Raw genomic sequence first — 26,541 nt, forward strand, 5'->3', positions numbered from 1 at the left:
CCGCCCGGATTCGTGGCCCGAAACCGCTGCTGGCATGGAACCCTCCCCCGGAACGGCAGAAACCGACCCTGAGATCAGAGTCGGTTCCCCGTGAGCGGGCGTGCCGCTCGTTGAAATGCCCGCAGATCAGGCGGGCTGCATCTCCTGCATCGAGGTGTCGAGGTCCGCGGTGTGAGCCGCGACCAACGCATCGTTCTCCGTCTTCAGCGACAGAACGAGATCCTCGAGCTCACGCACACGCGCACGAAGCCGAGCATTCTCGGCCGTGAGGTGGGCGGGAGTCCGCAGGTCGCTGCTCATGTAACCGATCAGCGCCTTCGCCATGAATACGTTTCCTTCGTTGGAATCACTAGAAGTCCCCGCGATACCGGGCCGTCTACAAGAGTGACACCGTTATCGACAAGCGTCAACGTCACGCGTCCAAAGCCGGGACCTCTGACCGTGCGGATGCCTCGATCTCAGGCTGAACTTGAGTGCATCGCACTCAACTTCGGCGTCGGCGCTCACGCAGCTGCATGAGCTCCTTCTTCTCCTTGCTGGTCAACGAGTCGGCACCCTCGGCGTGGATCTTGTCGAGGAGCTCGTCCATCCGCTGCTCGTCCTTCGAGACCGTCGAGGACTCCCAGGGTCCGGTGACCACGGTCGGGCCGGACGTACGCTTCTTCGCCTTGGCGGGCTTGGCCGCCTTCGGCCGGCCGGGTCCGGCGACCTGCGGGATCCAGGAGAACCGGTCGAGCAGGCCGAACTGGCGCGCGACGAACGCGTTCACTCCCAGACCGACGACGAAGACGAGCAGCATCACCCAGCTGCGGTAGCCGAGATACTGGATCAGCTGGATGCCGACCAGGATCACACCGAAGAGCCAGGCCGGGATGTTGAACATGAACATCCGGTCGGGCCACTGCGCGATCCACAGCAGCACCACCATCATCTCGAGCATCCCGAGGCCGGCGAGGACGTAGGTGGGGGCGAGCACCGCTCCGAAGAAGACGGTCAGGAACGAGAGCACCGCGGTGAACGCCACCAGCAGCCAGGCGAACCGGACCCGGCCGAGCTCGTTGCGCTCCAGGTCGGAGCCGAAGTACCAGAAGAAGAAGATCGCCAGTACGTCGAAGATGCTGAACTGCGGATAGGCGAACGGCCAGGTGATCAGCGTCCACAGCTTGAGGTCGGCGAGGTTGGGCTGGACCAGCGCAAGCCCGCTGAGCACACCCGCGGTGCCCATCACCGCGAAGAGCACCAGCCCGGCGATGCTCGCGAAGACCACGAGCCAGGTCGTGGTCACGGCCAGAGAACCGATGTGGAACCAAGGTTCGTGGGGGTACCGACCGCCTGGGGTCAACCGGAAACGTTCTCGCACGAGGCCGAGCCTATCCACGCATTGGTTGCCACGTCAGTAGGGCACCCCGACCGACCTCTCGATGTCGCGCAGATCGAGGGGCAGCGCAGGATCGTCGCGCCACGGATGCTGTCCGAACGCCTTCCGGGCACCGTGCCGGTCGATCAGCGCGACCAGCGCCGCAAGGTCCTCGGCCCGGTCCTGAGCGACGAGCCAGGCCATCAGCCGCTGGGCCCGCGGAACCGTCGTGTCCTCGAACGGGACCCCGGCGTCGTACCAGAACTCCAGGACGGCGGCTCGCAGCAGATCCCAGTAGCGCTCCGGATCCTCGGTGTCGGGGTGAACCGCTGCCCGGAAGTGCTCCCACATGTCGATCGGCAGGACCTCGACCAGCAGGGTCTCCATGAGGCTCACCGACCCGGTCGCGCGCACCAGGTCGATGGTCTGACGCTTGGTGTTGATGCGCTCGACGAGGTTCGCGATCTGGGCGCGCTTCTGCGTCGCCGAGGACCGGTCGGAGCGAACCTGCCAGTCGTAGACGATGTCGGTCATGACGTCGAACGAGTCGGCGGCGAGGAAGACCTGCGTCAGCGCCACCTGGTCCTGGTATCGGGTGCGCTCCGGGAAGGTGATCGCGTTCTCCGTCCAGAACGACCGCCGGAAGATCTTGTTCCACACGAAGATGTCGGCCAGCATCAGCGGCGCGTCCTCGATCCGGCACCGGAGCCGTTCCTCGGCGTGGTTGCGACGCATCAGCGGGGTCATGGACCGCCGTTCCACCCCGCCCTCGACGGCGACCCGTTCCGCGGCGCCGACCGCGAAGTCCGATCCCGTACGCCGCAACGACCTCACCATCGCCGACCACGCGTCGGGCGGCAGGATGTCGTCGGGATCGACGAAGGTCAGCAGCTCACCGGTTGCCACGTCGATCCCGGTGTGACGTGCTCGCGACACCCCCGAGTTCGGCTGGGTGATGAGGGTGACGGAGGCCTCCTCGGCCGCGATCCGCCGCAGGATCTCCGCCGACCCGTCCGTCGAGCCGTCGTCGACGACGATCACCTCGAGCTTCGAGATCTCGCGCCGCGGCTGGCTCAGAATGCTGCGCAGGCTCTTCTCGACGTATTCAGCCACGTTGTAGACCGGCACGATCACGCTGAGCGACGGCCTGAACCCCGCCAGCTCCCGCACTCGACGGACTCCGGCTCCGCCCAGCTGTCTCCAGTCCGTCACGCCTGCCCGCCTCCGACGCGATGGCGGTCCGTGATCCGTCGCACGACGGCGTCTGCCCGAGCAGCTCTCACAGCTGGAGGTCCTTTCCGGAGAGCCCGGCGTCGAAGGTGGTCACCACACCATCGGGATGGGAAGCCACCTGTCGTCCTTCGAGCTCATGATCACCGGCGGCTGGGAGTGGTCACGCCTGCGCCGGTCATCGGGGTCTGTTGTTGTCATCCCGAGATCCAGGAGACCACATGGTCACCCGGTGATACCGCCGGCCCGAACGCGGCGGTGCTTCGTCTGCCCCCCGGCCGGCGCAGCGTGCTGCACTCAGGACGAACCGCCGTAGATTACCCCACCGGAATCCCGAATTCTTAACTACCGTTCACGATCCCCAGAAGTGACACACGGCTGCAACATTCGACGCTCAGAAACAGGCGGCAGAGCATCAGCGGCCGAGCGGCAGCCCGGGTGGGCTATCTGCCTGCCGCTCGTCGGGGCCGGGGCGCCGGTTGGCAGACCGGGCAGAAGTAGGAGGATCGGTTCATGAACGCGATGCGTCGCATCGGAGCGCCGCACCGGTCGCACGGCTCGCCCTCACGCCCGTAGGCCGCCAGCGACCGGTCGAAGTAGCCCGACTCACCGTTCACGTTGACGTAGAGCGCGTCGAAGGAGGTGCCGCCCTGGGCCAGTGCCTCGGTCATCACGTCGCGTACATGGCCGAGCAGCTCGCGCACCTTCGGGCCGGTCAGCCGCTCCCCCGGCCGTTCGCCGTGCAGCTTCGCGCGCCACAGGGCCTCGTCGGCGTAGATGTTGCCGACGCCGCTGATCACCGTCTGGTTGAGCAGGATCCGCTTGATGCCGCTGGACGATCGCCGGACCCGCCGCACGACGGCCTCGGCGTCGAAGGCGGCCTCGAGCGGGTCGGGGGCGATGTGGGCGATCTCGGTCGGGAGCTCGGCTCCCCCGGGACTGATCGAGAGGCCGCCGAACATCCGCTGGTCGACGAAGCGCAGCTCGCGGCCCTCCGCAGCGCCGTCGAGACGGAGCCGGACGCGCAGGTGGCGCTCGTCGGGCGAGGCGGGCGGCTGGACGAGCATCTGGCCACTCATGCCCAGGTGGGCCATCAGCGCGTCGCCGGAGTCGAGCGGCAGCCACAGGTATTTGCCTCGGCGCCGGGCGCCGGTGATCGCTCGACCGGCCAGCTCCTCGGCGAAGGCCGAGGGGCCGGCGAGATGGCGGCGTACGGGCCTGGGGTGCAGGACCTCGACGGCCACGATCCTCGCACCGAGTACGTGGCGCTCGAGGCCGGCGCGGACGACCTCGACCTCGGGGAGCTCAGGCAACCGAGAATCCCTAGGCCGAGGTGGTGGAAGCGGCCTGGATCTCGCCGTAGGCCGTCTCCGCGGCGGCCTGCTCGGCCTCCTTCTTGGAGCGGCCGACGCCGTTGCCGTAGAGCTGGTCGCCGACCCGGACCTTCGCGGTGAAGGTCTTCATGTGGTCGGGGCCCTCGTCGGTGATGACGTATTCCGGAACACCGAGGGCCCGCTCGGCGGCGAGCTCCTGCAGGGAGGTCTTCCAGTCGAGACCGGCGCCCAGGTCGGAGGCCGCCTCGATGAGCGGGTCGAAGAGCCGATGCACGAGGACGGTGGAGACCTCGATGCCGCCGGAGAGGTGGACCGCCCCGATCACCGCTTCCACGGTGTCGGAGACGATCGACGCCTTCTCGCGCCCACCGGTGGCCTCTTCGCCACGGCCCAGCTTGATGTGCTGGCCGAGGCCGATGGCCTGACCGACCTCGGCCAGGGCGCGGGCGTTCACAACCGCCGCCCGCAGCTTGGCCAGCTTGCCCTCGGGCAGGTCGGGGTGGGTGCGATAGAGAGTCTCGGTGACCACGACGCCGAGCACCGAGTCGCCCAGGAACTCCAGGCGCTCGTTGGTGGGCAGGCCACCGTTCTCGTAGGCGTAGGACCGATGGGTCAGCGAACGCTCAAGCAGCTCGGGGTCCAGAATCGGATCCCCGAGCGCTTTGCGAAGCTCGGCGTAGTTGGTCAGGAGACTAACCGCGTGTCAGATCAGAGGACCTGGCGACGCTCGGCGCGAGCGCCGTACTGGCCGCACTCGCCGCACGCACGGTGCGGGATGTGCTTGGCACCGCAGGCGGGGTTCGCGCACGTCACCAGGGTCGGCGCAACGGCCTTCCAGGCCGAGCGGCGGTGACGGGTGTTGCTGCGCGACATCTTCCGCTTCGGAACAGCCACTGTTATCTCCTCATAATTCGACCGGTCGGATCTCGACCGGCTACTGAAGCCTGTTGTGCTGGGTAACCTTAGTTGCTGGAGTCGTCTTTCAACGAAGCCAGCCCCGCCCAGCGCGGGTCCACCTTCTCGCCGTGGTCGTGCCCGGGGTCGTCCGCGAGCCGCGCCCCGCACTCGGGGCACAGTCCCGGACAGTCGTCCTGGCACATCGGCTGGAACGGCAGCGCGAGCACCACCGCATCCCTGAGCACCGGCTCGAGGTCGATCAGGTCGCCCTCGGTCCGGCTGGTCTCGTCGTCCTCGTCAGGGGTCTGGCCATCACGAGAGTCGTCGTAGACGTACAGCTCCTGGATGTCGACCTCGGCTTCGTCCTCGATCGGCTCCAGGCACCGCACGCACTCGCCCTCGAGGACAGCGAAAGCCGTCCCCGTGACCAGCACACCCTCCATGACCGCCTCGAGCCGCAGGTCGAACTCGACCGGCGAACCCTCAGGGACAGAGAGGACTTCGATACCGAGATCCGCCGGCGCCGGCACCGTCAGCTCGACGTGACGCTCGGACCCCGGGCGGCGGCCGAGCTCGCGTGTATCGAGCACGAGCGGCGCTCTCGGGTCCAGGGCAGTCATGTTTCACTTCCGGATGAGGGCACGACAGATCAGGTGAGATCTTACCGGGACCGGGCGACCGCGACCAAAAGGACGCTCACGACAGCGACCGCGCCCGCGACACCCGCGACGCCCGTCGCGGCCCAGGCCGCCGACTGGAATACCGGCGCGGTCGCCAGGTCACCGCCGGACGGGTTCGGCGGGGCGATGTGAGCGGCGAAGACCGCGAACGTCCCTGCGGCCCAGACCCCGACCAGCGGTCCCGCCAAACGCGGCGTCGCAGTGAGCCCGAGCGCGGTGAGCAGGCTGGTCACGACGGTGAGCGGGAGGAGATAGCGCCAGTACGCTCCCCCGCCACCAGCCGCGTAGCTGAGCTGGATCCCGACGATGACGGCGGTCAGGGCGATCAGCAGCAGCGCCGTCGCCACCCGCACGGGCTCACGCCGCGATCGGGAGAACGCGCGGAGGCCGACGACCAGCCCGAGCACGAGCGGGGCGAGGGTGAGCACGGCGCCGATGGTGACGTGCTCCTGGAGAGCCGGCGGGATGAGGAACTGGCGCCAGATGTCGGGGTCGGTGGCGACGTCGAGGACAGGGCGTACCTGCCGTTCGTGCAGCGGGCCGCCGGGCTTGCCGACGAGGTCGGTCTGCATGCCGGACCAGTTGCCGGTCGCACGGAAGTTGCGGACGTAGAACCAGGCGTTGACGACGACCGCGAGAAGCACCGCGACGCCCAGGCGCACGACGCCCGCCCAGTCGCGGCGCGGTCCGGTGAACAGCCAGACCAGGCCGAGGGTCGTCGCGCACAGGCCGATGAAGACGACACCGGGGAGCCGGGTGCCGAGGGCGGCGGCTGCGTACAGACCGAAGAGCACCAGGCCACGGGTCCGCGGTCCGTGGCGGAGCAACCAGACGGTCTGCCCGACCAGGAGGGTGGCCCACAGCACGAACAGGTTGTCGTTGAAGACGACACCGCCGAGCCTGGTCAGGGCCGGGCTGAGCGCGGTGACCAGCCCGGCAGCGATCGACACCTCGGGTCGGCTCGGGACGATCTGCCTCGTCGTCCACATCACGGCGGCCACGACCAGACATGTGATCACGACCGCGAGACCGCGTGCGGCCATCCCGGCGGCGAGCAGGTGGCCGGCGTCGGTGAGCGGTCCGACCACGGGGGCCAGCAGCAGGTAGAACAGCGGAGGATGCTGGCCGGTCCAGTCGAAAGGCAGCGTGTATCCCCAGATCTGCGGCATCCGCATCGGGTCGCCGATGCTGATCAGGGTGCCGTGCCAGAGCTGATAGGCGTGGTCGACGTGGGCCACCTCGTCCTTGCTGCCGTAGAGCGGCGAGGAGAGCGCGTAACCGGCGCAGACGCCGGCACACGCGACCAGGTTGGCGATCAGACCGGCGGTCCAGAGCTGTCGTGCGGTGGGCCGTACGGTGGGCAAAGAGTCCTCCCCAGCAGCACCCCTTTTCGGGCGCCGAGATCTCAGTTGCGGGGTGTGCTGCTCGATCTTTCCTTGACGTCGAGCCTAACGTTGAGGTGATGCACATCGTCGCCTTCGGCACCTACGACGTGACCTCCCATCCGCGGGTCGCGGTACTCATCGAGGGCCTGCGCGCCTGCGGCGCCGAGGTCACCGAGGTCAACCGGCCGCTGGGGCTGGACACCGCGGCGAGGGTGGCGATCCTGCGCCAGCCGTGGCGGCTGCCGCTGCTCGCGCTGCGGCTGCTGACCTGCTGGAGCGGGCTCGCCCGGGAGTCGCTCCGACGGCGTCGCCGTCCCGACGCCGTCCTGGTCGGCTACCTGGGCCACTTCGACGTGCACCTGGCCCGTCTCCTCCATCCCCGCTCGACCATCCTGCTCGACCACATGGTCTCGGCGGCCGGGGTGGCCACCAACCGGCGGCTGGCCGGCTCGGGCGGGCTGAAGCTGCGGTTGATGAAGACCATCGACGCGCTGGCGCTGAAGCAGGCCGACGTGGTCATCGTGGACACGGTCGAGCAGCAGCAGGCACTGCCCGAGGACGTACGCCCGAGCTCGGTCGTGTGCCCGGTGGGCGCCACCACCGAGTGGTTCGACGCGGGCGCCAGGGCGCTCGAGCGACCGACCGAGGCCCCGCTGCAGGCGGTCTTCGTCGGCCTCTTCTCCCCCACCCACGGTGCACCTGTGATCGCCGACGCTCTCGACCTGCTCGCCGACGACGAGCGGATCGAGGTGACGATGGTGGGCCAGGGCCAGCAGTACGAGGAGGCCCGGCGGCTCGCGGCCGCCAACCCGCGGGTCTCCTGGGTCGACTGGGTCGACGCCGAGGACCTGCCCGACTTCGTCGCCGGGTTCGACGTGAGCCTCGGCATCTTCGGCACCGTCCCCCAGGCACGCCGGGTCGTCCCCAACAAGGCGTTCCAGGGCGCCGCCGCCGGCGCCGTGGTGGTCACCTCCGACACCGAACCCCAGCGGCGGATGCTGGACAGCGCGGCCCTGCTGGTCGAGCCCGGCAGCCCGGAAGAGCTCGCCTCCGCCCTGACCAAGCTGGCCGACGACCCCGCCGAGGCGCAACGCCTCCGCGAGGCGGCGTACGAACGGGCGCGCGAGCGCTACACCCCGCAGGCCGTCGCCACGCCGATCCTCGAACGACTCAGCTGACCGGACCACCCACTCGAGCACGGACCAGGAACCAGATGCCGCTCAACGCCACCGACCGCCCGCTGCCCCCGCTCGCGCCCCGCGCCTGGCTGCGCTACGACGTCGTCAGCCGCATCATCGACCGGATCGCTCCGAGCACGGCGCTGGAGATCGGCTGCGGCCAGGGCGCTTTCGGGGCGCGGCTGGCCACCCGCGCCGACTACCTCGGGGTCGAGCCCGACGCCGACTCCTTCGCGGTGGCCTACGAACGCATCACCGCGGCCGGCGGCACCGTGCTCAACGCGATGTCCTCCGAGCTCGAGCCGGGGGTGACGTACGACCTCGTCTGTGCCTTCGAGGTGCTCGAGCACATCGAAGACGACAAGGGAGCGCTCGCCGAGTGGGTCACCCACCTCCGCCCTGGTGGTCACCTGGTGCTCTCGGTCCCGGCGTTCCAGGAGCGGTTCGGGCCGATGGACCGGCACGCCGGCCACTTCCGCCGTTACAGCCCCGAGGAGCTCACCGACCGACTGGAGGAAGCCGGCCTGGGCGAGATCGACATCACCGTCTACGGCTGGCCGCTCGGCTACGCCCTGGAGGCCGTCCGCAACCGGATCGACGCCCGGAAGCTGGAGAAGGTCGGCGACCTCACCCCCGAGGAGCTCACCCGGGCGACAGGACGTACGTTCCAGCCCAGCGGCCGCTTCAAGGGTGCCGCCATCGCCCTGGCGACCAGCCCGTTCATGGCCCTGCAACGGCTACGTCCGGACAACGGCACCGGTCTGGTGGCGGTCGCCACCAAGCGCGCCTGACCCTGACCGGGCGCGGTAATTCGCTCCCGTCGTGTCGCGTCTCCGAGGCAATGTTGTGCCGGTACGGTCCTGACCGCCCAGCAACTCGACGAAGGACGGCCTGTGGCACGCATCGCCCACACCGACTCGGCCACACCACGCCGACATGCTCGTGACGTCACGGAGCTGGTGACGCTCGGACTCCTCGTCGTGTTCCTGGGCGTCGCGCTGGGCCCCGCGCTGGTCGGCCGAGGCGTCTTCCTCGACGTCGGTCTGCTCCACCGCTATCTGCCGTTCCAGGTCCTCGGTCCGGTCGATCCGTCGATCTGGTGTCGAGGCGACACGGTCGACGGTGTCCTCCCGGGGATCGCCGAGATCCGCGAGCGTCTGCGCGACGGCAGGCCGATCAGCTGGTCCCCCTATGAGGTCGGTGGCACACCCCTGGCCTCCATCCCCAACCTCGGGCTGCTCAACCCGGTCGCCTGGCCCTACCTGGTGATGCCTCTCTGGCTCGCGCCCGCCTACGTGAAGCTGCTGCAGTGCCTCGTCGCCGTTGCGGGCATGGTCGGTTTCCTCGGTCGGATCGGGGTCAGCCGGGCCGCCGCCTGGCTCGCCGGCCTCGTCTTCATCTCCTCGGGCTTCATGGTCATGTGGACCAATTGGCCTCAGTCCGGAGTCGCCTGCTGGATCCCCGCGCTGTTCTGGGCCGTCCACCGAACCGTCTCCCGCCGTGGCCCTGCTGACGTCGGGCTCCTGAGCCTCGTGGTCGCCGCCATGATCTTCGGCGGGTTCCCGGCCGTGACGATGTACGCCCTCACGCTCGCCGGCCTGATGGCGTTGATCATGGCCATCCGGTCGCCAGCAGGCGCCGGAGTCATCTCCAGAATCGTGCCGTTGTGCCTCGCGGCCGGCGGCGTGCTCCTGGGCGGGGTGATCTCGGCGGTGCAGCTGGTTCCCTTCGTCGCCGATCTCGCCGCCATCAACCTGGAGGGCCGGGACTTCTCGACCAGACATCCCCCGGGCGGCTACCTGCTCACCACGGTGGCGCCCCACGTCTGGGGATCCTGCGTCGACGGGGCGGTCGCCGGTCCGCTCAACCCGATCGAGTCCACGGCATTCCTCGGTGCCGGCGCGGTCGTCTTGGCCATCGCGGCGGTCGCCGTGCGCCGGAGGCAGACTCCGACGGTCGCCTTCCGCGTGCTGTTCGCGGTCGTCGTCGCCGTCATCGTGATCGCCATCTGGGTCGGTGGCCCCGTGCTCCATCTGATCCAGAGCCTGCCGCTGTTCGGGTCGAACTCGATCGCGAGGGCCGCCAGCGTCCTCGGATTCCTGGTCGCCGTCCTCGCGGCCATCGGTTTCGACCGCCTGCGCGACCCGGCCGACCCCGACCCGGCCGACCCCGACCCGGCCGACCCGGACCCGGCCGACCCCGACCCGGCGGAGCACGGCCGGCCGCGTCCTCCGGTCGCGGTGACCGTCGGCGTCGTGATCGCCGCGGTCGCGGCGCTCGTCTGGGGGCTGGTCTCCGCTCACGCCATCATCGCAGGCTCGGACGACCCGGATCCGTGGGCGGAGCTCCTCGATCGGCTCGTCGTGCCCGGCATCTTCCTCGTCCTCGCAATCGTCACCGTGCTGGTCGCGGTGGTCGCGCGATCGCGGGCGCGCGCGTTCGCGTCGGTGGCCGTCGCCGTTCTCGTCGCCGTCCAGAGCATCATGTTCGTCCAGGTCGAGTGGCCGTTGAGCCAGCGCGACGACTTCTACCCCGTCACCCCGACGCACCGCTACCTGCAGCAGCATCTCGGGGAGGACCGGTTCGCTTCGACGACCGGGGTGCTCTACCCGTCGACCGCCGACATGTACGGCCTCCGGACGCCGCTCGGCCATCAGTTCACCGCGCCGACCTGGCGCGATCTGCTCGAAGCCGTCGATCCGACCGTCATGCGCACCCCCACCTACAGCGACTTCGCCGTCCTCGATCTGAACCAGGTGGCGAAGGATCCGGTCCTCGACCGACTCGGGGTCCGTTACTGGGTCACCTCGCCGAGCACTGTCGAGGGTGCCCCGACTCCTCGGCTGCAGAAGCGCGGCGGGCAGGTCGCGAGCGTCAGCTCCGGTGAACGCCTCACGTGCACGCTGCCGCCCGGCCGGTCCAACGGCATCGCCATCGTCAATCGGTCGCCCCAGGAGACGACCCCCGACGGCCCCCGGCTCCACGTACGGATCCGATCCCCGAAGGGCGACTCGGTCACCGGCGTACGCGGCTTCGCCGACACCGTTCCGAGGGGCGAGCTCCGCGTGGCGCTGAGCGGAGGCCCCCACGAGGTGGCACCGGGCAGCACCGCCGAGGTCTGGTTCACGGGGCTGACCTCACCACTGCAGCTTCGGACCGGCGACGCGGGTCTGACGTGCTCGTCCCTGCGGCCCGCCATCGACGGGTTGCAGCTCGTGTCGACCGAGCCGGGTGCTCTCGTCTACGAACGGCGATCGGCCCTCCCCAGGATCCGATGGGCAGGCACCTCGATCACGGTCGAGGACCGGGAGGACCGGATCTCGCGGCTGAAGACGGAGCCCTCTGCGGGCACGGTCGTTCTCGCCGACGCCGGTGCTGAGGCGGTCGCCGGGTCCACGGCGGATGTCGAGGTGCTGGTCGACGACGGCGCCACGATCACAGCGCGGGTCAGATCCACAGGCGGCGCCGGCTACCTCGTGGTCGCCGACTCTCTCCACCGAAAAGGGTGGCGTGCGACGGTCGACGGCCGGCCCGCGACCATCGTCGATGCCGATCACGCCATGGGTGCGGTCCGCCTGTCGCCCGGCACCCATACGGTGCACCTGCAATACACGCCGCCCGGTTGGCCGGCAGCCGGGATCGTCAGCGCCGTCGCCGTGCTCCTCGCCCTGGCTCTTCTGGGGCTGGGAGCGCTGCGCGGCCGACACCGTCGGCAAAACGGGTGACCCTCGCACGAAAGTAGGCGACAATCCGATCCGTACCGGGCCCTCTCGTCCAGTCCTCGACCGCTACGGCTGTCCACACACCCAACTCTGAATCCCATCGAGGAACCATGTCCCGAGCTCTCATCATCGGAATCACCGGCCAGGACGGCCTCTACCTTGCCGAGCTGCTGCTGAGCAAGGGATACGAGGTCTTCGGCCTCGTCCGCGGCCAGAACAACCCCAAGCGCGCGCTCGTCGAGGAGACTGTGCCGGACGTCAAGGTCCTCACCGGCGACCTGACCGACCAGTCGAGCCTGCTGCGTGCGCTCGAAGCCGCTCAGCCCGACGAGGTCTACAACCTCGGCGCGATCTCCTACGTCGCCTACTCCTGGGAGAACGCCAAGGTGACCAGCGATGTCACCGGGATGGGAGTCCTCAACATCCTCGAGGCGATCCGGCTCTACTGCAACGGCGGCGGCGCCTCCGGTGTCCGCTTCTACCAGGCCTCCAGCTCGGAGATGTTCGGCAAGGTCCAGGAGGTCCCGCAGCGGGAGAGCACGTTGCTGTGGCCGCGCTCGCCCTACGGTGTGTCCAAGGTCTACGGGCACTACATGACGATCAACTACCGCGAGTCCTACGGCATGCACGCCTCCTCCGGCATCCTGTTCAACCACGAGTCACCACGACGCGGACCCGAGTTCGTGACCCGCAAGATCAGCCGGGCTGTCGCTCGCATCAAGCTCGGCCTCCAGGACCAGATCGCACTGGGCAACCTCGATGCCAAGCGGGACTGGGGCTATGCCGGCGACTACGTGGACGCGATGTGGCGGATGCTGCAGCAGCCGGCGGGCGACGACTACGTCATCGCGACCGGCGAGACCCACTCGATCCGTGAATACCTGGACCTCGCCTTCGCGCACGTCGGCATCAGCGACTGGGACCGCTACGTCTACCAGGACCCGCAGTTCTTCCGGCCGGCCGAGGTCGACTTGCTCATCGGCGATGCCAGCAAGGCCAACGACGTCCTCGGGTGGAAGCCTCAGGTCTCGTTTCCGCAGCTGGTCTCGATGATGGTTGAATCCGACCTGGCAGAGCAGAGCCGTCTCGCCGGAAGGTAGTCATCGTGTCCTCGGGCCAGTCCCACGACCCGCCCCCGCTGCCCGTCGCATTCGTCACCGGCGCAACCGGCCAGGACGGCAGCTACCTGTGTGAGCGTCTGCTGGCCGACGGTGTCGAGGTCCACGCGCTCAGCCATCAGGCGAGCAACCCGGGGACTCCCCTCGGTGCGTGGCAGAGCCAGGTCCACTGGCACGACGGTGACCTCGGTCGGCTCGACCTGCTGCGGGATCTCCTTCTCGAGGTGTCGCCGAGCGAGGTGTACAACCTCGGCGGGATCAGCTCGGTGGCCTATTCGTGGGACGAGCCGATCGAGACCGCTCAGGTGACCGGCCTCGGCGCCGCGAGCCTCTTCGACGCCGCCTGGCGCCTTCAGGAGTCGACCGGATCGGCCGTACGGGTCGTGCAGGCCTCGAGCGCAGAGATCTTCGGCTCCCCCGAGGTCTCCCCGCAGAACGAGGACACGCCCGTCCGACCCGTCAGCCCCTACGGGGCCGCCAAGGCGTTCGCCCATCATCTGGCCAGCACCTACCGCGCCCGTGGCCTGGGCGTCTCCGCGCTCGTCCTCTACAACCATGAGTCGCCGCGCCGGCCGGCCTCGTTCGTGACCCGGAAGATCACCCGCGGAGCCGCAGCCATCTCGCTCGGCCACCAGTCCGAGCTGGCGCTGGGAAATCTCGACAGCGTCCGCGACTGGGGCTGGGCGCCGGACTTCGTCGATGCGATGGTGCGTGCCAACCGGGCCGCCGTGGCCGACGACTACGTGATCGCGACCGGTCAGGGCCATTCCGTCCGGGACTTCGTGGCTGCCGCCTTCGACGCCGTCGGCATCGACGACTGGGAGCGTCGCGTACGCATCGATCCCGCGTTCTTCCGACCCTCCGATCCGGCAGCACTGGTCGGCGACGCGTCGAAGGCGCGCTCGGTGCTCGGCTGGCGGCCGACGATGACCTTCGAGGCGATGGTCGCTGCGATGGTCGACCAGGACGTCGACGATCTCACCGATCACCGGCCGGGGCAGCGATGAGGCCGAACCTCCGTCCGCGGAACTCCGCTCACCGCTCGCAGACGCCAGACGGCGACGCCGGGCACGAACAGGCGGAGACCCCAGCGGCTCGCTCACGCTCGAGCCAGCTCCGCCGGTGGGGCGGAGCGGCGTTCGTGCTGGTGGTCTTCGCGGTGGCCGGGTGGACCCTGTGGACCCAACGCGACCAGATGGTGGAGTCGCTCGCCCAGATCGGGCCCTGGCCGTTCCTGGCCAGCCTCGCCTTCGCCTCGTTGGGCACCGCTCTGACCTTCCTGGAGTGGCGAGAGGTCCTGCGCGGGTTCGGCGTCACGATGCCGCTCGCCGCGGGATCACGGGTCTTCTTCGTCAGCCAGCTCGGCAAATACCTTCCCGGTTCCGTGTGGCCGATCCTCATGCAGATGGAGGCCGGGCGCCGCTACGGCGCCACCCGAGCGACGATGCTCACCAGCAACGTGTTCACGATCGCGTTGAGCTGCACCGTCGGGATGCTGCTGGCGTGTGCTGTGCTGCCGTTCTCCGCGCCCGGCGCCATCGCCCACTACTGGTGGGCGCTGCTGGCTCTTCCCTTTCTGCTCGTGCTGCTGCACCCGCAGACGCTGCCGCGCATCCTCAACTTCGCGCTCGCGCGCCTCGGTCGCGCACCGGTGACCGAACGGCTCAGCACCCGCGCCTCGCTGCGGGCCGCCGGCTGGGTCGTGCTGTCCTTCGTGTTCCTCGGAGCGCATCTCTTCTTCCTGGTGTGGCCGCTCAGCGACCAGCACCCATCGACCTTCCCGTTGGCGCTCGGCGCGATCTCGCTCGCCGTCTGCGTCGGCGTCCTCGCCATCCCCGTGCCGGCCGGCGTCGGCGTCCGGGACGCGGTGATCGTGCTCGTGCTCGCGACCTCGATCGGCACCGCACCAGCAGTGCTGGTCGCGGTGACGTCGCGGGTGCTGGTCACCGCTGCCGACCTCATCCTGGCCCTGGCCGCCATAGCGCTGACCCACCGTCGGCCACCCCCTGATCCGAGGCCTCCCCACCCGTGATCACGATGCGCTCGACGACAAGCATCAAGATCCGGTCCGAAGCTCGTGCGCCTTGGTAACGTTCACGCCGCGCGGACGCTCCGGGCCAGTTCGGCCGCGTCCGCGGCCCGACGGTCGAACCCTACGAACCCTGGACAGGGCATGGAACTGAAGAACCTCGCCAAACGAATGCAGTTCGTCGACGCGGCCGTGCCGCTCGCCGCTCGGGTCCCCTTCCGCTACCACGCTCAGCGCCTGGTCGGTGGGCTGGAACCGGAGATGTCGCTGCTGTCGACGCTGGTCCCTGCCGACAAGCTCGCCCTCGACGTGGGCGGCAACCGCGGGACCTACGCCTTCGCCCTGGCCAAGCTGGCTCGAGAGGTCGTCAGCTTCGAGCCGGTGCCGGACTGCGTTCGCCTGTTGACCGCCTGGGCCGCCAGGACGGACAACGTCCGGATCGAGGCCTGCGGCCTGGGTGACCGTGAAGACACCATCGCCATCCACATCCCCCGGCTCAGCGGCTCGCTCACGACCACTCGTGCGTCGTTCTCCCGGGTGGACGGCGACGGGGTCGACGTCACGGTGCCGCTGCGCACGCTCGACGGGTTCCGGCTCGACGACGTCGGCTTCATCAAGATCGATGTCGAAGGGTTCGAGTTCGCCATGCTGCAGGGCGCCGTCGACACGATCACGCGGTGTCGCCCGACGATCCTCATCGAGATCGATGCGGACGCGCAGACGCCCGACGAGTTCGCGCGCACGTTCAAGTTCATCGAAAGCCTCGGCTACCAGGGTCACTATCTCGATGACGGCCGGCTCATCCCCTGTGACTCGACGGTTCATTCGAAGGTGCCGATCTCGATGAACTACATCTTCCTGCCCGACGCCCAGTCGTGAGCTCCTTTCCCACCGTATAGTCCCACTTCTAAGGAAAGGGCAGTCCGTCGTGACCACATCCCGCATTGCCGTCGTCGGCCCGCTGCTCCCCTATCGAGGGGGGATTTCCCAATACAACACGCTGCTCGCCCGCGCGTTCGCCGAGCAGGGCGAGGATGTGCTGTTCGTCTCCTACGCCCGCCAATACCCGCAGTGGCTCTACCCCGGTGACGGAGACATCGACCGCTCGGTCGCCGATCAGCGCGAACCCGGGGCGCTCTACATCGTTGATTCGATCAACCCCCTGACCTGGCGAAAGGCCGTCAAGGAGATCGAACGCAACGGCGTACGCCTGGCGGTGCTGCACTGGTGGACCTGGTTCTGGGCTCCCTACATCATCAGCACCCGGTGGATGCTGAAGCGCCGCGGCATCCGGGTCGCGATGATCTGCCACAACCTCGCCGACCATGACGCGAAGGGCATCAAGGCGGCCATCTCGCGGTACGTGATCGGACTGGGCGACTGCTATCTCGTCCACTCTCGGGAGCACGCCGAGGCACTGGCTGCGGCGCATCCTGACAAGCCCGTCGAGATGCATCCGATCCCGGCGTACGGGCACTATCCGGAGGCGAAGGGAACGCTGCCGAAGCGTGGCCGGATCGAGCTCCTGTTCTTCGGTTTCATCCGGCCCTACAAGGGGTTGGACAAGCTGCTGGAGGCGGTCAAGCTCCTCGACGACCCCGAGGTGTTCCTCACCGTCGTCGGCGAGCACTGGGGGGACTCCTCGGAGCTGGCGAAGGAGTATGCCGACCACCCGAACGTCTCGCTGCGGTTCGAATACGTGAACGACGCTGAGGCCGCCGAATACTTCGCTCGTGCGGACTACGTCGTGCTGCCCTACGTCGGCTCGACGCCGAGCGCCGTGGTCGCGCTCGCCTACAACTACGACGTCCCGGTCATCGCCTCCCGTGTCGGTGGGCTCGAGGACGTCGTGATCGACGGCGAGACCGGCCACCTGGTGGCGCCCGGCGATCCGGCGGCGCTGGCCGACGTGATCCGCTCAGCGAGTCGCGACGACGCGCACGACCTGTCGGCGGGCGTCGAGAAATACAAGAGCACCCATGGCTGGGACGCGATCGTCGGTCGGCTGCAGACTCTCGCCGACTCCTAGACCCCTCGTCGGGCAGCCAACGCACAGGCCGCGAACGTCGCCAGGACGACGCCGGCCGCGGAGATCGCGCAGCGATGCCGGCTCCGACCGGGAATGTCGGCGCCGCCGTCAGGCTGCCGCTGACGGCCCCCTCCCCCGGCGAGGCGACGAGCACCGCGAACGGCACGAAGGTCGCTGCGGCACAGGCGGGCACGCAGAGCCGGATCAGCCGCGGAACGAGGGCGAGGACCCATCCGGTGGCGATGCTCGTCACCACGATCACCGGCATGAGGTATCGCCACGAGGCCCCTCCCCCGCCGGCTACGTAGTGGATCTGGAGCACGAGGACGCCGGTCACGATAGCGACGAACAGGAGCCCGCCCACGACCTGTGCCGTGGATGCCCGGCGTCTCCAGGCGAGCGCGGCCGCAGCAACGAGCGCCACGGTCAGCGGGATCCCGAGCAGCACCACGGCAGCCAGGGTGCTGTCGACCTGGCCGAACCCGTGGGTCGCGAAGAACCCCTTCCAGACGGCAGGGTCGGCCACCACCCCCGAAGGCGTCCGAACCGTGCGGTTCTGGCCCGGCCCGGGCCGTCCCACGAGATCCGGCCGCGCTCCGGCCAGGTTGCCGGTCATCTCCCGGTTCCGCAGGTAGAACCATGCGTTGACGGCCACGGGCACCAGGCAGGCAGCGACGAGCCGGACCATGTCCTGCCACCGACGTGGCCGGGTGAGGAGCCACCCGATCGCCAGGCTGCCGGCACACAGGACGATGAAGACGGCTCCAGGGAGCCGGGTTGCGAGCGCCCCGCAGCCGGCGACCGCGAAGACGGCGGCGCCGGTCGTGGTGACGCCCGAGCGCAGCATCCTCGCTGTCTGCCCGACGAGGAGCGCGACCCACATCGCGAACAGGGTGTCGTTCAGGATCAGGCCGGCGGCCGGGACGACCATGGGGCTGATCGCGGTCAGCACGCCGGCGGCGACCATCACGTCGGGCCGCTCCGGCGCGACCCCTCGTGCGGCCCACATGACGGCCAGCACCAGCAGGGCGGCGAACAGCGCACTGAGAGCACGACCGGCGTACCCGGCTTCCAGCAGTCGTCCGGCGTCCGTGAGCGGACCCACCAGTGGAGCCTCCAGCACGTAGAAGAGCGGCGGATGCTGTGCGGTCCAGTCGAACGGCGCCCGGAAGCCCCACAGCTGCGGCATCGTCATCGGCTCGGAGCTTCGGACGAGGTGGCCGTGCCAGAGGTTGTACGCATGGTTGGCATGGGCTGCCTCGTCGGCCGTGCCGTAGAGCGGCTGGGAGAGGGCGTACGCAGCCCCCGCACCGAGGCTCGCCACCAGGCTTCCCACGACGCCCAGCACCTGCAGCCGACGACGATCCGACATACCCGCTCCTCGTGTCACGCACAGCAGCCATCGACCCGCGTCCACAACGACCGGTGACAAGAATGCCAGCAGGGCCGCACCGGAGTCCGTTCATGCAGCCCAGGCACAGCGGCGTCGGCATGGACCGCTGTTGAACGCCAGGTTGCCTTAGCACATACGCCTGATGACACCAGCGAGGGGGCGTGGGAGCGCGGAATCCAGGGGGTAATGTGGCCGCTCAGAAGCCCCTCGCTCACCCCGAATTCTGTGTTCGGTCCCACTATCTGCCCTGAGGTTCCTGTGAAGCTTGTCGTTCAAGTCCCCTGCCTCAACGAGGAGGAGACGCTCCCGTCCGTCCTGGAGTCGATCCCGACGCAGATCCCCGGCATTGACGAGATCGTGGTCCTGATCGTCGACGACGGATGCACCGACAGGACGGTCGAGGTGGCGAAGGAGCACGGCGTGCGCGAGTTCGTGCACCACTCCCGCAACCAGGGCCTGGGCCGTTCCTTCCACGACGGCGTGGTCCGGGCGCTCGAGCTGGGTGCCGACATCGTGGTCAACACCGACGGCGACAACCAATACCCGCAGGAACGCATCACCGAACTCGTCCAGCCGATCATCGACGGGCAGGCCGACATCGTGATCGGCGATCGGCAGGTCGATCGGATCGAGCATTTCTCCGGGCTGAAGAAGAAGCTGCAGAAGGTCGGCTCCAAGGTGGTCAACATGGCTGCCGAGACCGACCTGCCTGATGCCGCCAGCGGGTTCCGCGCCTACTCGCGCGAGTCGCTGATGCTGCTCAACACCGTGACCCGCTTCTCCTACTGCATGGAGACGATCATCCAGGCGGGCAACAAGCGGATGAAGATCGCCTCGGTGCCGATCGAGACCAACGCGAAGACCCGTGAGTCGCGGCTGTTCAAGTCGATGCCCGAGCACATCATGAAGTCCGCCGCGGCGATCGTGCGCAGCTACATGATGTACAAGCCGTACGCCATCTTCGTCTGGCTCACCGCCTTCTTCTTCGTCCTCGGCGCGATCCCGTTCGTGCGCTATCTCGTGCTGTGGATCAGTGGCGACAACGGCAACCACATCCAGTCGCTGCTGCTCGGTGGCGTGCTGATCAACCTGGCCTTCATGTCGGCCATGCTCGGTGTCATCTCCGATCTGATCCGCACCAACCGGGTGCTGATCGAGGACGATCTGGAGCACACCAAGAAGGCGCGCTTCGGGAAGTCCGGGACCGAGATGCTCCGCGACCAGACCTCGGTGGCGCAGTTCGACCTGCCGCACACCCAGGCGCGCTCCGGCGAGACGTGGACGACCAGCCTGTGACAGCCACCGACTCCGCCCCGGTCTCCGAGGTGGAGGAAGGGCCGAGCCTCACCCCCAACCCACGGAGGCGGCTGCTCAAGATCGCCCTCGCCCTCCTCGTCGTGCTCGGCGGCGCCTACCTGGTCTGGCGCCAGCGTGAAGACCTGGCCACGGCGGTCCACGAGCTGAGCCCCGCCCGCTTCGCGGTGGCCGGGGTCCTGGCGGTCGTCGGCACCATGCTGATCGGCCAGACCTGGGTGGCCCTCCTGCACGGCATGGGCATCCGGCCGTCGCTGCGTGACTCCCACTCGGTCTTCTACGTCTCCCAGCTGGGCAAATACCTGCCCGGCTCGGTGTGGCCGGTCGTCGCCCAGATGCAGTTCGGCCTGCGCTGGGGCGTCGCTCGCCGCACCATGCTCGGCGCCAACATCCTCTTCATGGGGGTCATCGTCGCCAGCGGCATCGGCGTCGGCGCGCTCCTGCTGCCGTGGTCCTCGCCCGACGGGCTCAGCCACTACTGGTGGCTGCTCCTCCTCCTGGTCCCGCTCGCCATCTGCCTGCACCCACGAGTCGTCCCGGGGATGCTGGACTGGCTGTTCGCCCGGGTCGGCCGGGAACCCCTCGGCGTACGACTGACCGCTCGTGGGCTCTTCACCGCGATCGGCTGGGCGGTGCTCGCCTGGGTCGCCCTCGGCCTCCACCTGGCCGTGATGATGCAGTCGTACGCCTCGGTGGGACTCCTCGAGGTCGCGGCCGCGATCGGCGGGATGGCCCTGGCCTGGGCCGCCGGGATCGCGTTCATCCCCGCGCCCGCCGGTGCCGGGATCCGCGAGGCCCTGCTCGCGCTGACCCTCGGCCCGATCATCGGCGCGCCCGAGGCACTCACCGTCGCTCTCGCCTCACGGGTCCTGCTGCTCGTGGCCGATGTCGTGCTGGCCGCGCTCGGCGCTGTCGTCGGACGACGAGCGATCGGATAGCCGATCAGCCAGGGTTCGTCGGCATGACCTCGCCGTCGCGCACCGTCAGGTCACGCCGCTCCACCTCGCCCCGAGACCTGTGGGTCCAGATCGTGACAGCCGTGCCCTGCTTCTCGATCCGCACGATGGAGCACGGCACGTAGTTCGCACGGATGGCGTCGGTCAGCCACGGCTGCGGGGTGTGCAGCGGCATGGTCTCGATGATGACCGGGATCGAGCCGTCCTCGAGCTGAGGCACCAGCACGTCCTCATACTGGGCGAAGTCGTAGTGGAACAGGTAGTAGGGCGTCGGGTTGGTGAGCCTGAGGGCGTCATAGAGCTCGAGGTAGTTGGGCATGACCAGCGCCTCGCGGGTGCCGCCGCTGCAGCGCTCGTATTCCGGCCCCGCCCACCGAGCGATCGAGTCGCTCACCACGAACGACTTCGCGTCGCGGCGCATGTCGTTGACGTGGTCGACGGCGGCAAGAGCGGGTACGCCGCCCAGCACGACCAGAGCGCCGACCGAGGCCGCTGCCATAGCCGGTCGGAGCCTGTCCTTCGTCCAGGCCAGGCCACCCAGGCAGGCCCCGGCCACGGCCAGGGCCACCAGCGCCACCCCACCGAGCATGCTCTGCAGCCCGAAGCCGATCCAGAGCGTGGCGACAGCCCAGGCAGCGCCGGAGACGGCGAGGGGCAGCGCGACGAGGAACCGCGGTGGCCTCGATCCGGTCTGGGAGGTGCGACGCTCGTAGAGCTCGGCCACCGCCAGGACGACGGCGAGCAGGACGAGTGCGGAGACGGTGGTGGTGTGCGGATTGTCGACACGGCGGATGGGGATGACGACCAGGACCAGCCCGGCCAGCGCCACCAGGCGGGTGGAGTCGGAGACCCGCTGCCACACCAGCGGCACGAAGGGCAGCAGCAGCGCGAACGGGTAGAGCGCCAGGATGAAGAATCGCCCGGACTCGGTCGGCAGGTCGAAGAAGTTCCACACCGCGTACTGCGCGCCTTCGTGCGTCTTGGTCTGGCCGAGGACCACCTGACGGTTGAAGTCGGCGAAGGAGAGCCCCCACAGCACCTTGTACGCCGTCGCCTCGACGACCAGCCCGAGCACGAATCCTCCGGCCAACTGGAGGCAGTTGACGATCCGGGTGCGCCAGGTCACCCCGCGCCGGGCGAAGAGCTCGAAGAGACCCGAGGCGCCGGTGAGGAGCACCGCCAGCTCGACGTACTGCCAGAAGACCAGGGCAGGAAGCAGCACCCGCGCGGTCGCGGCCAGACGCGGGCGCGACTCGAGCCAGCCGGTGGGCAGCAGGACGAAGACCCACAGCAGGCAGACCGTGTATTTGATGTGCAGCGGCGTCGCCAGCAGCAGCACCCCGACCGCCAGCGCGACCATCGCGGCCGGGTGCAGCCGCAGCCGCAGCCCGATCGCGGCGGCGAGCACTGCGCCGAGGCCGGCGCCGAGGAGGCGGCCCCAGAGGAAGTACCAGATCGTCGGGCTGCCCCCGGCGAGCGCGTAGAGCGCCGCGTTGACCCAGAACGAGCCCGCGTTCCAGCCGTGCTCGAAGTCGACCAGCGGGATCGCGCCGTGGGCGGTCATCTCGGCGAAGTGGTACTGCGCACCGAAGTCCTGGGTCAGGAACGACCCGTTCTGTGCGCCGACGGAGTAGGCGGCCCAGACGAGCGCCAGGACGCAGACGCCGGCGAAGGTCGCCCAGCGTACGGTTCCGACAGGTTCGATCCGTTCCGCTGGTGACGCCATGGGGAGGACCCTATGAGACAGCTCAGCCTTTCGTGAGCACCGACGTGCGCTCGGGGTAGGGCAGGGTCGGGGTGAGTCCGGCGTGGATGGTCTCCTTCAGCCCGGACGCGGCGATGGCCTCGACGTAGCGGCGCCGGCGGCTGTTGTCGAAGACGATGATCCCGCCCGGAGCGAGCCGGTCCTTGGCCTTCTCCAGGCATACCTCCCGGGCGCGGCCGTCGATGACCACGACGTCGAACTCGCCGTCGACGTCGTCGATGGCGTTGACGTACGCCTCGAAGTCGAGACCTGCGTGACCCTCCTTCTGGGAGGGGACGACGGGGTCGTCGCTGGCCACCGGCTCGATCACCCGCAACGAGATCTTCTCCTCGCCGGCGAGCTCGCGCTGCATCATCTCGCCGAACCCCTTGTGGTGCTCGACGGAGTGGATCTCCTCGGCGCGTCGGGAGAGCCAGATGGTGGAGGCGCCGGAGCCGTATTCGAAGACCCGGATCGGGCGATCACGCTCGCTCAGCCAGGCGTCGACGGCGGAGATCGCGTCGTAGGTCCACCACGGCACGTCCAGCTTCGCCATCGCCAGGGAGTCGTAGACCTTGGTGAGCGAGTGGGCCCAGTGGCGCCAGCGCTCCTCGACCGGGGGCGCGGTCTCCTTCGCCAGCCCCGTCTTCACAAGTCCGCGACCGGCGGCCTTGAGGGAGGCGGCGTAGGTCTGCTTGGCCAACGAGAGCGGTGAGCGGCCTGAGGTGGACATTGATCTCCCGGATTGTCTGTCAGGCGACCCTCGGAAGGGCCGTCCAGTGCACGATACCGGCGAACTCTGCCTACTACTCGGAACGCTCAGCCAAACGCTTGGTGAGTCGCGCAAGAACATCCGGCGGCAGGAAAGCCGAAACATCCCCACCGAAACCGGCCATCTCCTTGATCAGGCTGGAGGAGACCGCCGCCCAGCGGGGGTCGTTGAGCAGGAAGACGGTCTCGACGCCGGTCATGTGGGCGTTCATCTGCGCCATCGGCGCCTCGTACTCCAGGTCGGGCGCCCCCCGCAGGCCCTTCACGATCGCCTGGGCCTCGATCTCGACGCAGAAGTCGGTGACCAGACCGGTGAACCCCTCCACCCGTACGTTGCCGAGCGGGGCGGTGATCTCGGTGATCATCTCCATCCGCTCCTCGGGCGTGAACAGGCGCTTCGACTTCGACGGGTTGACCCCGACGGCGACGACGACCTCGTCGAAGATCGCCGAGGCCCGGGTGAAGATGTCGAGGTGGCCGAGGGTCGGCGGATCGAACGATCCCGGGCACACCGCACGACGCGTCATTCTGTGTTCTCTCCTTGAATCGGTCCGGGCCTGGTTCACTCCGGCGCGTGGGCGTACCAGAGTGCGGTCTCGCCGTATTTCTTCGACTTCTGATCGGTGAACCCGTCGGGCCAGACCGGCTCGGGGCTGCGCGCCGACCGTTCGACGACGACCAGCGCACCGGGCACCAGCCAGCCGTGCTTGACCAGCAGCGCGATGTCCTCGGCGACGGCATCGTCGGACAACGGGTAGGGCGGATCGAGGAAGACCATGTCGTAGGGGGCCGCCGGGGGCGTCACCAGGGTGCTCGCCACCGTGGCCGCGACCACGTCGGCCCGCGGGAAGCCGAGATCCTTCGCGTTGGAACGGATCAACCCAGCCGTACGCCGGTCCGACTCGACCAGGGTCACGACCCCGGCGCCACGGGACCACGCCTCCAGACCCACCGCGCCGGTGCCGGCGTAGAGGTCGAGGAAGCGCAGGCCGGCCAGGGAGCCGTAGGAGGACTCGATCGCCGAGAAGAGTGCCTCGCGGACCCGGTCGGTGGTGGGGCGGGTCCGCACCCCCTTGGGAGCGAGTAGGCGTCGCCCTCCTGCGACGCCTCCGATGATCCGGGTCATTGGGATACCTTAGGACTTTTCCAAATAGTCGGCGGAGGCGGACTCCTCGATCTCGGTGACCCGCTCGGCCAGGAGCGGTGAGCTGGTGAGCTCGACGTCCTTCTCCAAGAGGGACTCGGCCGCTTCACGGGCCTGCAGGATCGTCTCCTCGTCGCGGAGGACGCGCAGGCTCTCCAGGCTCGAGCGGCGGCCCGACTGTGAGGCGCCGAGCACGTCTCCCTCCCGGCGCTGGTCGAGGTCGACCCGGGAGAGCGCGAAGCCGTCGGTGGTCTCGGCGACCGCGTCCAGACGCGTGCGGGCCGGGGTGCCGGCCTCGGCGTGGGAGACCAGCAGGCACAGCCCGTGCAGACCACCACGACCGACACGGCCACGCAGCTGGTGGAGCTGGGAGACGCCGAAGCGGTCGGCGTCGAGGATGACCATGGTGGTGGCGTTGGGGACGTCCACGCCGACCTCGATCACGGTGGTGGCGATCAGCACGTCGATGTCGCCGGCGGCGAAGGCGCTCATGGTGCGCTCCTTCTCCTCCGCGGGGAGCTTGCCGTGGAGCTTGGCGACGCGGATCCCCTGCAGCGGCCCGGTGGTCAACTCCTCGGTGACCTCGTCGACGGCAGAGAGCTGACCCTTGGCGACGGCGACCTCGTTGCCGTCGGCGTCGAAGTCTCGCTGGTCGCTCTCACCCTGCTCGGACTCGTCGCCGCTGATCCGCGGGGCGACGATGTAGACCTGGTGGCCCTTCTCGACCTCTTCCCTGACCCGCTCCCACACCCTGGTGATCCATGCGGGGTGGTCCACGAGCGAGACCAGGTTGGTCTGGATCTCGGCGCGTCCGGCCGGGAGGTCGGTGAGCGTGGAGACCTCGAGATCGCCGAAGACCGTCATCGCGACGGTGCGCGGGATCGGCGTCGCGGTCATCACCAGCAGGTGCGGCGGGGTGCCGGCCTTGTCGGTCAGGGCGGCGCGCTGCTCGACACCGAAGCGGTGCTGCTCGTCGACGACGACCAGGCCGAGGTCGTCGAACATCACCTGATCCTGCAGCAGCGCATGGGTGCCCACGACGATCCCGGCCTCGCCGGTGGCGATCCGGCTCAGCGGGCCCTTGCGCTGGGTCTTGGTCATCGAGCCGGTGAGCAGCTCGACGTGGGTCTGCTCCTGGTCACCGGCGAAGAGCCCGCCGGCCAGACCGCTCGCGGCCAGATCGCCGAGCATGGCGGTGATCGAGCGGTGGTGCTGCTGGGCGAGCACCTCGGTCGGCGCCAGCAGCGCGGCCTGACCGCCGGAGTCGACGACCTTGAGCATGGCGCGCAGCGCGACCAGCGTCTTACCGGAGCCGACCTCGCCCTGGAGCAGTCGGTTCATCGGATGGGGCTGGGCGAGCGCCGTCTCGATCTCCTCGCCGATCTCCTTCTGCCCCGTGGTGAGGGTGAACGGCAGCCGCTCGTCGAAGGCCTCCAGCAGGCGGTGGACCCCACCGGTGCGTGCGGTGGTGCCGAGCGCCTGGAGCGCCCTTCTCCGCCGGCCCAGGACCAGCTGCAGGCCGAGCGCCTCCTCGAACCGGAACCGGTGCTGGGCATCTCGGACGTCCTTGAGCTCACGAGGCGCATGGATCAGGTCCAGCGCGTCGCGCAGCCCCGGCACGCCGTAGGTCTCCCGGAGCTCCTCCGGGAGCACGTCGGTGACGTCCTCGACGACCTGCCGGGCGAACCGGACGGCGCGCATCACGTCCCAGTGTTGGAGACCCGCGGTGAGCGGGTAGATCGGGAAGAGGTCGGTCAGCTCCTCGACCGCCATCTGGTTGTCGGCCGCCTCGGCGGCGTTCTCGGAGTCGGAAGGATCCCCGAAGACGACCATCTGCGGGTTGGCCAGCTGCCATTCGCCGCGGAACGAGCCGGCCTTGCCGACGAAGACACCACGGACACCGGGGGCGAGCACGCCACGACGCCACTCGGCGATCCGCTGGGACTTGGAGAAGAAGGTGAGCTGCAGGTCGGCGCTGCCGGCCTTGAGCTGGGTCTCGACGCGATAGGCGGGCCGACCGGTGCGGCGGTCGGTGTGCTGGCGCACCACGCTGCGGACGACCTCGCCGAGCACGGTGAGCATCTCACCCTCGTGCAGCTGCGGGGTCTGGCTGAGGTCGGCGGTGCGCAGGTAGCGCCGCGGGAAGTGGTAGAGCAGGTCGCCGACGGTGCGCAGGCCGAGACCCTTGGTGAACTTCGTGGCGTGCTTGCTGTTGCCCAGCACCGCCTCGATCGGCGACTCGAGGGTGATCGCCACCGTC

At 69.0% G+C, this 26,541-nt stretch carries 23 protein-coding genes; 10 read left to right on the plus strand and 13 right to left on the minus strand.

Annotated features, from left to right (window positions below):
• Window positions 1–126: 126 nt before the first annotated feature.
• From WBG06_RS21335 to WBG06_RS21370, 8 genes are all read right to left on the minus strand, one after another.
• The gene (locus WBG06_RS21335) at window positions 127–324 is read right to left on the minus strand and encodes a hypothetical protein (protein ID WP_045548398.1); all 198 of its coding nucleotides are present in this window, start codon (window positions 322–324) and stop codon (window positions 127–129) included.
• A 160-nt stretch (window positions 325–484) separates the two neighbouring features.
• Window positions 485–1,285, minus strand: a complete 801-nt coding sequence (locus tag WBG06_RS21340) for a DUF6576 domain-containing protein (RefSeq protein ID WP_336739040.1) — start codon at window positions 1,283–1,285, stop codon at window positions 485–487.
• Window positions 1,286–1,393: 108 nt separating this feature from the next.
• Complete coding sequence (locus tag WBG06_RS21345; RefSeq protein WP_336739041.1) at window positions 1,394–2,569, minus strand: glycosyltransferase family 2 protein; 1,176 nt, start codon at window positions 2,567–2,569, stop codon at window positions 1,394–1,396.
• A gap of 461 nt (window positions 2,570–3,030) precedes the next feature.
• The gene (gene mutM / locus WBG06_RS21350; protein ID WP_336739043.1) at window positions 3,031–3,900 is read right to left on the minus strand and encodes a bifunctional DNA-formamidopyrimidine glycosylase/DNA-(apurinic or apyrimidinic site) lyase; all 870 of its coding nucleotides are present in this window, start codon (window positions 3,898–3,900) and stop codon (window positions 3,031–3,033) included.
• 10 nt (window positions 3,901–3,910) lie between these two features.
• On the minus strand, window positions 3,911–4,609 hold the full coding sequence (gene rnc / locus WBG06_RS21355; protein WP_336739354.1) for a ribonuclease III: 699 nt from the start codon (window positions 4,607–4,609) through the stop codon (window positions 3,911–3,913).
• Window positions 4,610–4,629: 20 nt separating this feature from the next.
• Complete coding sequence (gene rpmF, locus WBG06_RS21360; protein WP_008358292.1) at window positions 4,630–4,815, minus strand: 50S ribosomal protein L32; 186 nt, start codon at window positions 4,813–4,815, stop codon at window positions 4,630–4,632.
• Window positions 4,816–4,883: 68 nt separating this feature from the next.
• A complete protein-coding gene (locus WBG06_RS21365) occupies window positions 4,884–5,438 on the minus strand; it encodes a YceD family protein (protein WP_336739045.1) in 555 nt (184 codons plus the stop codon).
• Between the two features lie 41 nt (window positions 5,439–5,479).
• The gene (locus tag WBG06_RS21370) at window positions 5,480–6,862 is read right to left on the minus strand and encodes a hypothetical protein (protein WP_336739047.1); all 1,383 of its coding nucleotides are present in this window, start codon (window positions 6,860–6,862) and stop codon (window positions 5,480–5,482) included.
• Between the two features lie 98 nt (window positions 6,863–6,960).
• Here WBG06_RS21370 and WBG06_RS21375 point away from each other — a divergent pair, with 98 nt between their 5' ends.
• The 10 genes from WBG06_RS21375 (at window position 6,961) to WBG06_RS21420 (ending at window position 20,604) form a co-directional block, all read left to right on the plus strand.
• On the plus strand, window positions 6,961–8,061 hold the full coding sequence (locus WBG06_RS21375) for a glycosyltransferase family protein (RefSeq protein WP_336739048.1): 1,101 nt from the start codon (window positions 6,961–6,963) through the stop codon (window positions 8,059–8,061).
• A gap of 35 nt (window positions 8,062–8,096) precedes the next feature.
• A complete protein-coding gene (locus WBG06_RS21380; protein ID WP_336739050.1) occupies window positions 8,097–8,852 on the plus strand; it encodes a class I SAM-dependent methyltransferase in 756 nt (251 codons plus the stop codon).
• A gap of 102 nt (window positions 8,853–8,954) precedes the next feature.
• Window positions 8,955–11,786 (plus strand): YfhO family protein, encoded by a 2,832-nt coding sequence (locus WBG06_RS21385; protein WP_336739052.1) that lies wholly within the window; start codon window positions 8,955–8,957, stop codon window positions 11,784–11,786.
• Between the two features lie 107 nt (window positions 11,787–11,893).
• Window positions 11,894–12,883, plus strand: a complete 990-nt coding sequence (locus tag WBG06_RS21390) for a GDP-mannose 4,6-dehydratase (protein WP_336739054.1) — start codon at window positions 11,894–11,896, stop codon at window positions 12,881–12,883.
• Between the two features lie 5 nt (window positions 12,884–12,888).
• Window positions 12,889–13,908 (plus strand): GDP-mannose 4,6-dehydratase, encoded by a 1,020-nt coding sequence (locus WBG06_RS21395; RefSeq protein WP_336739056.1) that lies wholly within the window; start codon window positions 12,889–12,891, stop codon window positions 13,906–13,908.
• 134 nt (window positions 13,909–14,042) lie between these two features.
• Window positions 14,043–14,933: a lysylphosphatidylglycerol synthase domain-containing protein gene (locus tag WBG06_RS21400; RefSeq protein WP_336739058.1), complete on the plus strand. Its 891-nt coding sequence runs from the start codon at window positions 14,043–14,045 to the stop codon at window positions 14,931–14,933.
• A 141-nt stretch (window positions 14,934–15,074) separates the two neighbouring features.
• Window positions 15,075–15,809 carry an FkbM family methyltransferase gene (locus tag WBG06_RS21405; RefSeq protein ID WP_336739059.1) on the plus strand — a complete coding sequence of 245 codons (735 nt, stop codon included), beginning with the start codon at window positions 15,075–15,077 and terminating at the stop codon, window positions 15,807–15,809.
• 49 nt (window positions 15,810–15,858) lie between these two features.
• On the plus strand, window positions 15,859–16,959 hold the full coding sequence (locus tag WBG06_RS21410; RefSeq protein WP_336739061.1) for a glycosyltransferase family 4 protein: 1,101 nt from the start codon (window positions 15,859–15,861) through the stop codon (window positions 16,957–16,959).
• Window positions 16,960–18,610: 1,651 nt separating this feature from the next.
• Window positions 18,611–19,648: a glycosyltransferase family 2 protein gene (locus tag WBG06_RS21415; RefSeq protein WP_336739063.1), complete on the plus strand. Its 1,038-nt coding sequence runs from the start codon at window positions 18,611–18,613 to the stop codon at window positions 19,646–19,648.
• Window positions 19,645–20,604 (plus strand): lysylphosphatidylglycerol synthase domain-containing protein, encoded by a 960-nt coding sequence (locus tag WBG06_RS21420; protein ID WP_336739065.1) that lies wholly within the window; start codon window positions 19,645–19,647, stop codon window positions 20,602–20,604. The genes WBG06_RS21415 and WBG06_RS21420 overlap by 4 nt, the downstream gene beginning before the upstream one ends.
• A 4-nt stretch (window positions 20,605–20,608) precedes the next feature.
• Here the strand turns inward: WBG06_RS21420 and WBG06_RS21425 are convergent, their stop codons facing one another.
• The 5 genes from WBG06_RS21425 to WBG06_RS21445 all read right to left on the minus strand — a co-directional run bounded on the left by WBG06_RS21425 (window position 20,609) and on the right by WBG06_RS21445 (window position 26,537).
• Complete coding sequence (locus tag WBG06_RS21425) at window positions 20,609–22,348, minus strand: hypothetical protein (RefSeq protein ID WP_336739067.1); 1,740 nt, start codon at window positions 22,346–22,348, stop codon at window positions 20,609–20,611.
• A gap of 22 nt (window positions 22,349–22,370) precedes the next feature.
• Window positions 22,371–23,099, minus strand: a complete 729-nt coding sequence (locus WBG06_RS21430) for a class I SAM-dependent methyltransferase (protein WP_336739069.1) — start codon at window positions 23,097–23,099, stop codon at window positions 22,371–22,373.
• Between the two features lie 73 nt (window positions 23,100–23,172).
• Entirely contained in the window at window positions 23,173–23,664 is a 492-nt protein-coding gene (gene coaD / locus WBG06_RS21435; RefSeq protein ID WP_336739071.1) for a pantetheine-phosphate adenylyltransferase, read from the minus strand.
• 35 nt (window positions 23,665–23,699) lie between these two features.
• Window positions 23,700–24,263 carry a 16S rRNA (guanine(966)-N(2))-methyltransferase RsmD gene (gene rsmD, locus WBG06_RS21440; RefSeq protein WP_336739072.1) on the minus strand — a complete coding sequence of 188 codons (564 nt, stop codon included), beginning with the start codon at window positions 24,261–24,263 and terminating at the stop codon, window positions 23,700–23,702.
• A gap of 9 nt (window positions 24,264–24,272) precedes the next feature.
• On the minus strand, window positions 24,273–26,537 hold the full coding sequence (locus WBG06_RS21445; RefSeq protein ID WP_336739074.1) for an ATP-dependent DNA helicase RecG: 2,265 nt from the start codon (window positions 26,535–26,537) through the stop codon (window positions 24,273–24,275).
• Window positions 26,538–26,541: the final 4 nt, after the last annotated feature.

The sequence above is a fragment of the Nocardioides sp. CCNWLW239 genome (assembly GCF_037137035.1).
In the GTDB taxonomy this organism is placed as follows: domain Bacteria; phylum Actinomycetota; class Actinomycetes; order Propionibacteriales; family Nocardioidaceae; genus Nocardioides.